This window comes from Thermogemmatispora sp., from assembly GCF_042408735.1.
GTDB lineage: Bacteria > Chloroflexota > Ktedonobacteria > Ktedonobacterales > Ktedonobacteraceae > Thermogemmatispora.
The window spans coordinates 154790-167317 of the sequence record NZ_JBHOQV010000136.1; the positions used below are offsets into that span (position 1 = coordinate 154790).

At 61.2% G+C, this 12528-nt stretch carries 7 protein-coding genes; 3 read left to right on the plus strand and 4 right to left on the minus strand.

What is annotated here, in order from left to right; translation table 11 throughout:
- The first annotated feature begins 452 nt into the window (after window positions 1-452).
- Together ACFMO7_RS14645 and ACFMO7_RS14650 are read left to right on the plus strand one after the other, a co-directional pair.
- Entirely contained in the window at window positions 453-1820 is a 1368-nt protein-coding gene (locus tag ACFMO7_RS14645) for a glycine--tRNA ligase (RefSeq protein ID WP_376796231.1), read from the plus strand.
- A 610-nt stretch (window positions 1821-2430) separates the two neighbouring features.
- Window positions 2431-3456 carry an endonuclease/exonuclease/phosphatase family protein gene (locus ACFMO7_RS14650; protein ID WP_376796232.1) on the plus strand — a complete coding sequence of 342 codons (1026 nt, stop codon included), beginning with the start codon at window positions 2431-2433 and terminating at the stop codon, window positions 3454-3456.
- Window positions 3457-3588: 132 nt separating this feature from the next.
- Here the strand turns inward: ACFMO7_RS14650 and dnaJ are convergent, their stop codons facing one another.
- The 3 genes from dnaJ to hrcA form a co-directional block, all read right to left on the minus strand.
- On the minus strand, window positions 3589-4743 hold the full coding sequence (gene dnaJ, locus ACFMO7_RS14655) for a molecular chaperone DnaJ (RefSeq protein WP_112429644.1): 1155 nt from the start codon (window positions 4741-4743) through the stop codon (window positions 3589-3591).
- Between the two features lie 26 nt (window positions 4744-4769).
- Entirely contained in the window at window positions 4770-6683 is a 1914-nt protein-coding gene (gene dnaK / locus ACFMO7_RS14660) for a molecular chaperone DnaK (RefSeq protein ID WP_376796233.1), read from the minus strand.
- Between the two features lie 396 nt (window positions 6684-7079).
- Window positions 7080-8171 (minus strand): heat-inducible transcriptional repressor HrcA, encoded by a 1092-nt coding sequence (hrcA, locus tag ACFMO7_RS14665; protein WP_376796234.1) that lies wholly within the window; start codon window positions 8169-8171, stop codon window positions 7080-7082.
- Between the two features lie 332 nt (window positions 8172-8503).
- Here hrcA and ACFMO7_RS14670 point away from each other — a divergent pair, with 332 nt between their 5' ends.
- The gene (locus ACFMO7_RS14670; RefSeq protein ID WP_376796235.1) at window positions 8504-9055 is read left to right on the plus strand and encodes a hypothetical protein; all 552 of its coding nucleotides are present in this window, start codon (window positions 8504-8506) and stop codon (window positions 9053-9055) included.
- A gap of 267 nt (window positions 9056-9322) precedes the next feature.
- Here the strand turns inward: ACFMO7_RS14670 and ACFMO7_RS14675 are convergent, their stop codons facing one another.
- A complete protein-coding gene (locus ACFMO7_RS14675) occupies window positions 9323-12358 on the minus strand; it encodes a transglycosylase domain-containing protein (RefSeq protein WP_376796236.1) in 3036 nt (1011 codons plus the stop codon).
- Window positions 12359-12528 lie beyond the last annotated feature (170 nt).

Consider the following 12528-nt stretch of genomic DNA (forward strand, 5'->3'; position numbering starts at 1 on the left):
AGGACCGGCTTCGCCCTCTTGCACTGGTAGATGCACCCTGCTATACTACAGTCACGTAGAAGTCCCTGACTGGCAACAGAGCAGATCACCTGACGATCGAGAGCTAGACCAACTGAACAACGAGACCGGCGATGATGAAGAGGAGTAACCGGTCGAGGATAACAGCGAGCCGGCGGTTGGTGGAAGGCCGGCAATCCAGAGCCGGTGAAGGGCGCTTCGGAGCCGGTATATCAGCAATGAGTGGCTTCGCGCTCAGGTTCGTTCCCTCTCTCTGATGGGCTGGCGCAGGCCGGCGGTGAGCAGAATGGAGACGAAGGGCGCGAAGAAGCAGGGTGGAACCGCGCATATCGCCTGAGAGGTCAGCCCCGGGCGGCTCACGTTGGCGATATTCGTCCCTGGCGTTTGCGAACGCCTGGGGCGATTTTTATTGCAGAGGAGGAGATCACCCGTCTATGACCCAGATTGAGCAGCAACAGACCAGTGAAACGGCCTTTGTGCCCATTGAGAAGATCGTCTCGCTCTGTAAGCGGCGCGGCTTTGTGTACCCCAACTCAGAAATCTACGGCGGCGTCTCGGGCGTCTACGACTTTGGCCCTCTGGGCGTCGAGTTGCGCAATAACATTCGCCGCTACTGGTGGTGGTCGATGGTCCAGACCCAGGAGAACATCGTGGGGATCGAGGGCGCCATTCTGACTCATCCCCGCGTTTGGGAGGCCAGCGGCCACGTCGAGAATTTCGTCGATCGCCTGGTCGAGTGCAAAACCTGCAAGAAGCGTTTCCGCGTCGATCACCTGCCTCCCGAGAATCTGGAGCAGCGCAAGTGCCCCAACGATGGCGGCGAGCTGATGGAGCCGCGCACCTTCAACCTGCTGATGGAGACCTACCTGGGCGTGGTCGAAGATGACCGGGTTAAGACCTACCTGCGCGGCGAGGCTTGTCAGAACATCTACCTGGACTTCCTGAACGTGGTGAAATCCTCTCGCATGAAGATCCCCTTTGGGATCTGCCAGATCGGGAAGGCTTTCCGTAACGAGGTGACACCCGGCAACTTCCTCTTCCGCCAGCGCGAGTTTGAGCAGTGGGATCTGCAGTTCTTTGTTCATCCGAGCGAGATGCAGCGCTGGTTCGACTATTGGAAACAGCGCCGCTTCGAGTGGTACCGGGGATTGATCAACCACAAGGATCGCCTGCGCCTGCGCGAGCACGGTCCCGACGAGTTGGCCCACTACGCGCGCCAGGCTTTCGACATCGAGTATCAGACCGTCCTCGGCTGGCAGGAATGGGAGGGCATCCACTGGCGCCAGGATTGGGACCTCTCGCGCCACAGCCAGTACAGCGGCGAGGACCTGAGCTACGTCGATGAAGTGACCAAAGAGCGCTTTATCCCCTGGATCGTGGAGACCTCGGGCGGCGTCGATCGCACCTTCCTCTACCTGCTGCTGGATGCCTACGAGGAGCAGCCTGATCCCCAGGGCAAGAGCGGCGAGACACGCACCGTGCTCCATCTGCATCCAATGCTCGCCCCAGTCAAGGTGGCGGTTTTCCCGCTGAAGCGCAACAACGAGGAGCTGGTTCAGTTAGCCCGCGGGATCTACGAGCGCCTGCGCCGACTGATGGTGGCTCAATATGACGATACGGGCAGCATCGGGCGCCTCTACCGCCGCCAGGATGAGATCGGCACGCCTTATTGTGTGACCGTCGATTTCCAGTCGCTGGAGGATAAGACGGTGACAGTCCGCGATCGCGATTCGATGACCCAGGTGCGTGTGGCCATCGATGAGCTGCCGAGCTACCTGCTTGAGCGCGTGACCTGGCACTGAGGCGGCAAAGGGCTATCCCGCGACCGTCCCTTGCCTGATCTGATTCTATGACCGACCGACCGGCATCCGCAGAGAGGGGGGCAGGCCGCCCCAGAGGCGACCCATTGACTCCCCTCCTGCTGCGTGCTGCGCCCACCGCGCTCCGCACTACAGGCCAGCGCCCCCTGGCCCATAGAGAAGCAGGCCGCCTGTCTCTTCTCCGCACGTTCCCCGCACGAGCTTTGGCGTCCCCCGTCTGTCCTCTGTTTCTCTCCCCTTGCTTCTTCTTCTCTGGTCTCCTCTCTGCCAGCTCGCTCGCGGCTCTTTCAGTCAGGGCGAGGAGCGAAGGAGATGCCAGGCAGAGGAGGAGCGAGAAAAGCGGGAACTGCAGGCGAGAAGGCGAATCAGGAGAGCCACTGAAGGGCAGAGAGATGGAGAGATAGCCAGACCGTGCTTTTTGTCCCCTTCGAACCGTTCTTAAATTGCGAGCGATCGTGCAGTTGAGGGCGTGATCGGCTCCTGTGCGCTCCGCTCTCGTTCGCCGGCGGGGAGCACAGAGCGATGACGGGCGAACCTTGATCACTTGCTTCGCAGATTCAGTCACACGCGAAGAGGACCGCAAGCGCTGAGAATGACACGAGTTCTCTCTTACAATATTCTGGCCGGTGGAATGACGCCATGCGCAGGGGAAAGTAGGCGCACTGAACCATTGGTAAGGCTGATCAGTGCAGCCCAGCCCGATATCGTAGGACTGCCCGAGGGTCTCAACCCGCGCAGGCAGACAGAGACAACGGTGGTAGAGGAGCTAGCCGGGCGACTGGGGATGACCCTTCTGCGGGGCGACCACCCCACGGCGGGGAACGAGTTTCAGGTGGCCTGCCTTACCAGGCTACCAGTCCTTGCCAGCCGGGTCCACGCACGACCTGGGGAGCTTACCCGCCCGCTGCTGGAGGTGCACGTGCGCGAAGAGGACGGCGGTGAGCTAGTCATCTTTGTGGCGCACCTGATCGCAAGCTTCCATAAGGGGCGAGCTGCCGAGCATCTGCGGCAGCGCGAGGTCAAGACCATCTTGGAGATCATGGCCGCGGCGCGCGGTCGACCCCACCTGCTCATGGGTGACTTCAATGCGCTGGCGCCGGGTGAGCCGCTTCAAGCCAGCGCCTTGCTGCGCTATGTCCTCTACCTGGATCAGGCCCTGCCCACAGAGAGCAGCGAGCGCGATGGCCATCCACATCTTGCCTACGTCCTGCCTGATGGCCTGCGCCCCCTGCAACCCCTCCTGGCTCAACTGGCGCGCACTCGGCCAGCGCTCCGTCTGATCGATGCTCTGGCCGGTCTCTACGTGCCGCGCAAAAGCATCGCCCTCCTACGGCGCGCCGGCTATGTCGACTGCTTCCGCCACCTGCATCCAGACGAACCGGGCTTTACCTGTCCAGCGCTGATGCCGGCGGGAAGGATCGACTTCATCTTCGCCAGCCCCGAACTAGCGCCGCGACTACGGGCCTGCCAGGTGCTGCAGGAAGGCAACGGCATCAAAGGCTCCCAGGCCAGCGATCACCTGCCGGTGCTGGCAGAGTTTGGTCCGGGCACGGCTCAGGCCCAGCGAGAGAGCGATCAGGCCAGGCCCGGGGCAGTCGCCGCGCTCTCCTCGTCATAAGTCTCGCTTCCAGGCAGGCAAGCAGGGTCGACTGGAAGGGAGGGCAGAGAGGGACCCCCGCCCTCTCCCGCCTGACCGGCAGAAAGGCCCTTGTGAGCTGGGGCGGGGGCCGGCCCTCCCCTCAAGCAACCATCACTGGAAGACATCCTTCGTCTTCTCGAAGAGATTGCGAAAGATATTCTTATCGTTCTGCTCGCTCTGCTCACGCTCCAGGCGAGCAAACTCTTCGAGAAGGCGCCGCATCTCCGGCGTCAGGTTGGTGGGAGTAACCACTTTGACGATCACATGCTGATCGCCGCGCGCGCTGCTGTGAACCACCGGCACCCCCAGGCCCTTCAGGCGGAAGGAGCGACCGCTCTGCGTACCAGGAGGAATCTTCAGGGTTGCCGTCTTGCCATCGATGGTTGGCACCTCGACCTCATCGCCGAGCGCTGCCTGGGTAAAGCTAATCGGCAGCTCATAGATGATGTCATTCCCCTGGCGCTTAAAGAAGGGATGGGGCTTAACGGTCAGAATCACATAGAGATTACCAGGCGTTCCGCCGCGGGCGCTGACCTCGCCCTCACCGGTCACGCGCACATTGATCCCATCGTCCACACCGGCGGGGATATTGACCACCACGCGGCGATTATTGCGCACGCGCCCCTGGCCACGACACTTCTCGCACGGCGTCGTAATCACGCGCCCTTCGCCACGGCAACGCTCGCAGACGGTGACATTGACAAACTGGCCAAAGATCGACTGCTGCACGCGCCGGATCTCGCCGGTGCCTCCACAAGAAGAGCAGCGGGCAGTCGAAGTGCCTGGCTGGGCGCCGCTGCCGTGGCAATGGGGACAGGTCTCCCAGCGAGGCAGCTCGATCTCCTTCTGGCAGCCAAAGACCGCTTCCTCGAAGGTAATCGTCAGCTCATAGCGAATATCAGCGCCCCGCTGCGGTCCCGTTCGGCGCTGCGAACCTGCCGTTCCAGCGAAGAAGGTCTCGAAGATGTCGTTGAGGGTCGTGAAAGAGCCGAAGTCGCTGAAGCCGCCAAACCCGCCAAAGCCAGCCCCGCTGCCGTTGCCGACCCCGGCATGGCCGTAGCGATCGTAGGCCGCGCGTTTCTGCGGATCGCTCAGGACCTCGTACGCCTCATTGATCTCAATGAAGCGCGCTTCAGCGCCTGGCTCTTTGTTGGCGTCCGGGTGATACTGCTTGGCAAGCCGGCGGAACGCTTTCTTAATCTCTTCCTCGCTTGCGTGGCGCGACACACCCAGAACTTCGTAGTAATCTCGTTTACCAGCAGGCATCGACAGGTCCTTTTAACGTGAGAGAACTACATTTCCTTGTACTCACCCTCAATCGTATCGTCCTGCGTCTTCCCCTGCGACTGGCCGTCTCCATCCCCACCGCTGGCGCTGGTAGAGGAGGAGCCATCGCTGCTCTCCGCCTGACGATAGAGGGCTTCGCTGACACGATAGAAGCTCTGTTCAAGAGCCTCACGCGCCGCCTTGACGCGCGAGATATCGTCACCTGCCAAAGCGGCGCGCACCTCAGCGATTTTCGTCTCTAACTCGCTGCGCTGCTCGGAAGAGAGCTTCTCGCCCAGGTCGGCCAGGCTCTTCTCAGCTCTGTAGGCGGCGCTATCGGCCTGATTACGCTCCTCGACCTCCTGCTTGCGTCGGCGGTCCTCGGCGGCATGCTCCTCGGCCTCACGAATCATGCGTTCGATCTGCTCCTGAGAGAGACCACTGGAGGGCATAATGGTAATCTTCTGCTGACGTCCAGTGCCCTTATCGCGAGCCGAGACGTTGACGATCCCGTTGGCATCGATATCAAAGGTCACCTCGATCTGAGGCACGCCGCGGGGAGCTGGCGGGATGCCATCGAGGATGAAGCTTCCCAGCGAGCGGTTGTCTTTGGCGAACTCGCGCTCACCCTGCAGCACGTTGATCTCGACGCTTGGCTGGTTGTCGCTGGCCGTAGAGAAGATCTGGCTCTTGCGCGTTGGAATGGTCGTGTTGCGCTCGATCAGGCGGGTAAAGATGCCGCCCATTGTCTCGATGCCCAGGGAGAGCGGCGTCACGTCGAGCAGCAGGACGTCCTTGATGTCGCCGGTCAGAACGGCGGCCTGGATGGCGGCCCCCACGGCCACCACCTCATCGGGATTGACCCCGCGGTGAGGCTCGCGGTCAAAGATGCGCCGTACCAGGGCCTGAACAGCGGGCATGCGTGTCTGGCCGCCGACCAGAACCACCTCCTGGATATCGCTGGGGCGCACGCCGGCGTCGGCCAGGGCCTGCATCACCGGACCACGCGAGCGCTCGATCAGGTCCTCCACCAACTGCTCCAGCTTGGCGCGCGAGAGGGTCAACATCAAATGTTTAGGACCGCTGGCATCAGCGGTAATGAAGGGCAGATTGATCTCCGTCTGCAGCGAACTGGACAGCTCCTTTTTGGCGCGCTCGGCAGCTTCCTTGAGGCGCTGGAGCGCCATGCGATCCTGCCGCAGATCGATGCCGTGCTCCTTCTGGAACTCCTCGGCCATCCAGTTGATGATGCGCTGATCGAAGTCGTCACCGCCCAGATGGGTATCGCCATTAGTGCTCTTGACCTCGAAGACGCCCTCTCCCAGCTCCAGCAGCGAGATATCGAAGGTACCCCCGCCCAGGTCGTAGACGGCGATGCGCTCATCCTTCTTTTTGTCCAGACCGTAGGCCAGTGAGGCCGCCGTCGGCTCGTTGATGATGCGCAAGACCTCGAGGCCGGCGATGCGTCCGGCGTCGCGCGTGGCCTGGCGCTGGGCATCGTTGAAGTAGGCCGGCACCGTGATGACCGCCTGAGTCACGCGCTCGCCCAGATAGGCCTCTGCATCGGTCTTGAGCTTCTGCAGGATCATGGCCGAGATCTCCGGCGGGCTATACTGGCGCCCCTGGACTTCAACCCAGGCATCGCCGTTGCTGGCACGGACCACCTTATAGGGAACGAGGGCGCGATCACGCACCACCTCGGGATCATCGTACTTGCGCCCCATGAAGCGCTTGATCGAATAAATGGTGTTCTCGGGATTCGTGATGGCCTGCCGCTTCGCCATCTCGCCAACAAGCCGCTCGCCGTTCTTCGTCACCGCAAAGACGGACGGCGTCGTACGCGAGCCCTCGGCGTTGGGGATCACCACCGGCTCGCCGCCTTCCATAACAGCAACACAAGAGTTCGTCGTCCCAAGATCAATGCCAATAACTCGTGGCACAGTTGCCTCCTACAAAGTCGCAAGATTTGCTGCGCTGGCCGGGGGAGAGAACAGCAGGATGATCGAAAGGAGCCGCCTGTCCGTTCTAGCTCTATCACGCGGTCTGCTTGCCTACTGAGACGATGGTTTTGGTTGGGTATGGCACCCCGCTTCCACCCACCAGAGCAGGCGGGTCAGGCGAACGCGCAAGCGGTCTTACCCGGGAACGATCCTGGCGGGCCGCCTTCTGCGGACCTGTCTGTCTGCCGACCACCCTCGACTCCCCGGCTCACGACCCAGCGGCCCATCGCGCCCCCCCGCTCCTCTTTCTTCCTTCTTCCCTACTCCCACCATAGCCAGTACGCTTGTCGCTCGTTCGGCGGTCCAGCCCGCTCCAGAGAGGGGAGAGACGCCTGCTCACAGGCCATAGCCCTGCTCCAGCAGGTCGTTCATCACCTCGACCATATAGCGGACAACTGCCACAGCCCGCCCGTACTGCATGGGCGTGGGGCCGATGACACCCAACAGGCCGCTGAGCTTATCCTCGCGCCCATAGCGAGCGACGACCAGGCTGACATCCTTCATCTCATCCCATTCATCCTCTCCACCGATGATCACCTGCACCCCATCGGACTCGCGCACGTGTGAGGCCAGAGCTGGCAGAAAGCTCTTCTCCTCCAGCACCTTGATCACTTTGTTGACACGCTCGCGCCGCTCTTCTTCCAGCGCGCGGTGACTACGCTCACGGCGCTCTTCATCGCCGGCCCGGCCTCGCCCATCAGGCGGCTCTAGAATGTTGAGGACACCCTCACGATAGAAGAGATCACCGACGAGACGGCTATGCTGCTCAAGCAATTGGGCGATCGCCGTGCCGATCAGCTGCTCCACCGGAGAGAAGCCCGGCCTCTCCAGGATCGCCATGACTTCGGCGGCACTCTTCCCCTGGAAGAGCTTGTTGAGGCGCGTTGAGATGGCGCTCAGATCCTCTTGCTTGTAAGGCGTCTCCAGCAACAGGCGCCGCTGCCTCACCGTGCCATCGCTCATCACCAGAACCAGATGGGCCGAGTAATCGGAGACCGAGAGGACTTCAAAGTGCTTGAGCTGCCCTACGCTGGCCCGCGGCGGCGTCATCACGGCAGCGCTGTGGAGCATGCGCGCCATGACGGAGGCCGTCAAACGCACCCACTGATCAAGCTGATCCTGAACCTGATAGAACTGATGCCGGATTAGCCGCTGCTCCTCTAAAGAGAGCGCCGACTCCTCCATCAGATGCTCGACAAAATAGCGATAGCCCTGATTGGTCGGCACTCGCCCAGCCGAGGTATGCGGCTGATAGATCAGCTTCGCCTCCTCCAGGCCCGCCAGCTCGTGACGCACCGTTGCGGAACTGTACTTGAGACCATACTTGCGCACCAGCGTCTCAGAGGCCACCGGCGTGCCTGTGTGGATGTACTCCTCGACCAGCGCGCGCAGAATCTCTTGTTTGCGTGGACTCAGCGGGATCGACATCGGCTCACAGGCCCCCATCTCTCGCTCTACCCGGCCTCGGCCCTCGCTCTTTGCCGGGTTGCTCAGGCATCAATGAGGCCAAAATAAGTGCTAGCAGTCTCTTTGTGAGACTGCAAGTACAGCATAGCACTCGACAGAAAGGATTGTCAAGGGGCAGGGACTCTCGGCTCCCGCCGCCTCTCGCTCCCGCACAAGGGGACAGCGAGCGACGATCCTCTCAAGTCCGAGATTGACAAATCAGCATCTATATACTAGAGTATCAATGAGGTTCTTTGAAAAGTCAATCTCCCTAAGTGGACCTCATATAAACAAGGCTATGGAGGTTAGCAAAGATGCTATTTCCTCAGCGAAACTGGCTCATTCCCCTCTCTGTGTTACTAGTTGTCCTCACGATTCTCTTCCCTACTCTGCTCTCCCCGCCCACTGCACACGCTCAGGCCCATATCAGCAGCAATCAGAGCGTTCAGCCCCACTACTATCCACCCGCCTGCCAGGATGAGGACTGCTACGGGCGCGATCCGTACGCGAATGCCTGTGGTCAACCCGGCACCCTGAACGATGTCACACTGAAGGCGGTCGACATCTGGACCGGTGGGCCCCAGGGAGGCGGTATCTGGATCGGTCAGCTTTACAATTATTTCTCGTCGTACTGTGTGGCCAACTGGGCCGTTGTCTGGCTCAAAGCCCCTTATGCTGTCTCAATTCGTATCTCGACAGCTGGCACCACCGAGCATCAGTGCTATCCTGAGAACTGCACCAGCTACTATACGGGCCGCGCCTTCCCGGCCTGGACCAACATGGTCAACGGCTCGGGTCTGACCACGGCCTGCGCGAGCCTGGCTATCTGGGGTTCTCTCTCTCGCCAGGTCTGTGTCAGTCAATAAAGGTGCCCAGCCTCTCTTTCCTCGCCAGGTTGGTCTGGCCAGCCGCGGTCAGGCCAACCTGCCTGGAGCAGGGTAGCCCCCATAACAGCCGACCACCACACGATTCAGCCCCAGCACAACACAACAAGCAGCGGGTCCTTCTCCCGGCCGCTTTCCTCCAGGAGGGCCTTCGCCGGAAGAAGAGACCCGCTTTGGGGTTTCCCTGATCGATCGCCAGGCCCTGCGCTGGCCTGGCCCTCTGGCCGCCGGGGCTATCCTCGCCCAGGCTCAGGGCTGAGGCGTCGCCGTCGCCGTAGGGGTGCTGGTGGGCGTTGCCCCATTGCCATTGTCCTGATTCATGCCTGTGCCCCCGTTCGTCCCGCTCGACGAAGTGGTGGTTGCCGGCAGACCACTCTGCTGGGGATATTCATCGTCCAGCATCACATCGCAGTAGCCGCTGCCCTGCAGGCCATTGACCGTATTGACACACATCTTTTTGACGCCCGAGGGGGCGCTAAAGAAGTAGTCATGGTAGGGCGACTTATAGGAGCCACAGGGGATATTAGCCCCGTCCATGTTGCAGGCCCCCATCACCCGCTCAATGACGCTGTGCCAGATCGGGGCTGCGCCCGTGATACCGATCACGTTGCCGCGGAACGGCTCGTTATTGGCGTTGCCGGCCCAGACACCTACCACCACATCGGGGGTATAGCCAATGGTCCAGTTATCCTTAAAGTTATCGGTCGTACCGGTCTTGGCAGCCACATCGGGCACCTGGCCATTGGGCAGGCGCCAGTCCCACATCGACAGCGTGTGGTCGCCGCCGAATTCCTTGGCACGCGCCGCCTCATCTGAGAGGACGTTGGTCATCATATAGGCGATCTGAGGACTCAGGACGCGCGTGGCAGGGGGATGGCTGGTATCGTAGTGATAGAGGTGGTGACCGTAGTTATCCCAGATATCGAGCACGCCCTGGGGGGGCACCCGCATCCCGCCATCGGCGAAGACCTGGTAGGCTCCAGTCATCTGCAAGAGCGGCACCTCGGCGGTGCCCAGAGCCAGGCTCGGGAAGAAGCAATCCTGGTAGGTGAGATTCGGGTTATTCTTGCTTCGGCGGCAGGCCGGCAGATCATAGTCGCGAATAGCCGTGATCCCCATGCGCTCAGCCATAGTGATCACGTTCTGCACGCCGGCGAACTCCATCGCCTTAACGGCTGGCACATTCAGGGAGTTCTGCAGAGCTTCTCGGATGGTTGAATTCCAATTATGGTAGGTATTGCCGTAATCGGTCGGATGATAGGCATTGTTCTCAGGGTCAACCAGGGGATTCTGATTGTTGTAAGGGAAGTAGGTTTTGACGTCCGGCAGAACAATGCCAGGATACCAGCCCATCTGGAAGGCGGTCGCATAGACAATCGGCTTGAAGGACGAACCCGGCTGGCGCGGCGAGAGGGCGGCGTTAACCTGCCCCTTGATCTCGGGCTTATTGGAATTCCAGTCGGAGCTGCCAGCCATAGCCAGCACCTCGCCCGTCTTGGCATCCATGACGACCACGGCGGCATCGTTGACATTGTTAACGGTACTTAAGGGGCCGCAGCCAGTATAGCTGGCAAAATAGCGACACTCGACCTCATTGAGATGGCGATCGATGGCCTTCTCGACAAAGGTCTCTAGATTGACGTCGACTGTCGTCCGAATGTTGAAGCCGCCGGTCAGGAAGGCCACTTTACCGGCCTGCATGTCCCCATGACCAAGGGCCTCCTCGAGCTGAGTGATGACCCAGAAGACGAAGTGAGGTGCCCGAATAGTGTTCACATACGGATGGAACTTGAACTGGGCCGAGATGGCCTCGACTTTGGCGGCAACCTCAGGCGTGACCTGCCCGACGCCATCCACGACCATGCCGAGCTTGATCATCTGGTTGAGGACGTACTTCTGACGATTGAGGGCGCGCTCCGTGTTGCCCGGGATCACGTGCTCCAGCGAGGGATCGTAGTAATCGGGATTCTGCGGCAGGCCAGCCAGGAAGGAGGCCCGCGCCAGGCCCAACAGGGGATCGTGCTTGCCGGTTTTCAGGTCGACATCCAGATAGCGAATGCCCGGAATACAGTTGAAGTGAACATCGCAATGAGGCTTGAGATCAAAGTAGTCTTCGACCGCCGCTTCAATGCCCAGCTCCTGGGCCCCAAAGGGAGCCACATTAAAGTACATCTCCAGGATCTTCCACTTGGGATACTGCTGGGTCAGGGCGATGGCCAGGGCTGCCTCGGTGATCTTGCGCGAATAGGAGTATTGATCGTCGTGAGTGAGGTTCTTGATCAGCTGCTGGGTCAAGCCGCTGCCGCCGCCGTTGTGCTCAAGGAAAGCGCGCAGAATCCCTTGAGGATCAAAGCCGGCGTTCTCCCAGAAGGTCGGGTCTTCGGCAGCGATCATCGCCTGCTGCATGACCATAGGAATATCCTTATAAGCCACTGGAGTACGCCGCCCAGCGTACTGGCTCTCCGTATCGTAGGCCTGATACAGCAGGTTCATGTTGCGGTCGTAGATGCGCGAGGTCTGACTAACATGCTGGTTCGCTAGCTGCTGCACGCGCGGATATTGCTCCTGATAGTAGGCGTAGGCCGAGGCTCCCCCCGTCGAGAGAAAAATCAGGACGAGCACGGCCACCACTGAGACCACTACCGTTACCGCTCGCCGTGGACCAAACTGCTGGCTCTTGAGACGCTGGCGACGACGGCGCCGGAGCATGGAAACACGCAGGGTGCGCGAGCGACGCCAGGGGCGGGCTTTCTGGCCACCCGCTCGCTGAGCCGGGGGAGTTGGCCTCTCCAGCAGGCCCGTGCCAGGGCGAGCGTTCGGGCCGGCGCCGGCAGCGGGCAGGCCCGGAGAACGCAGCAACTGCGACTGGGTGAACGGACGCGCCGGCTGAGGTTGAGGGCCGAAGCCCATGTTGCCAGCTACGGCCGCAAATTTGCCAGACCAACGGCGCACGACGTTGGAGACGTTGGAGACCCAATTATTGTAGCGCCCCGAAAGCAGGCCGGTGCGCCTCGGCTGCCCCTCCTGATTGCCCGGACCAGCCTGCAGTGGCAAGGGGGTCGGCGCATTGCCCGCCCCCTGCGACGCGCCTGGATAACCCGGCTGCGGCACCTGAGGGGCGTTCAACCCCGACATCGATGGCTGCGAAGGCTGGGCGGACGCTCCTCCACCGACCTGCTCGCCATAGCGACGTAAGAGGCTCCCCGTCGCTCTCCCTTGCTGATGACCGTTATAGCCTGACCCTTCAGGATAGTTGAACGGCTGCTTCCACTGACTGTTGCTCATCGATTCGCAATCCCCTCACTGAGACTCCGTGTATACCACCGCTCGGCTGTCAATAAGCCAGAACGCCGGCTCCAGGGAGAGAGGTCCACCCCCTTTGCTTGCTCCAACCAGCATGGCAAGCCTGTAGTCCCGCTTGCTTCCCTCTTCTCATGTCCACCAGAAATACGACG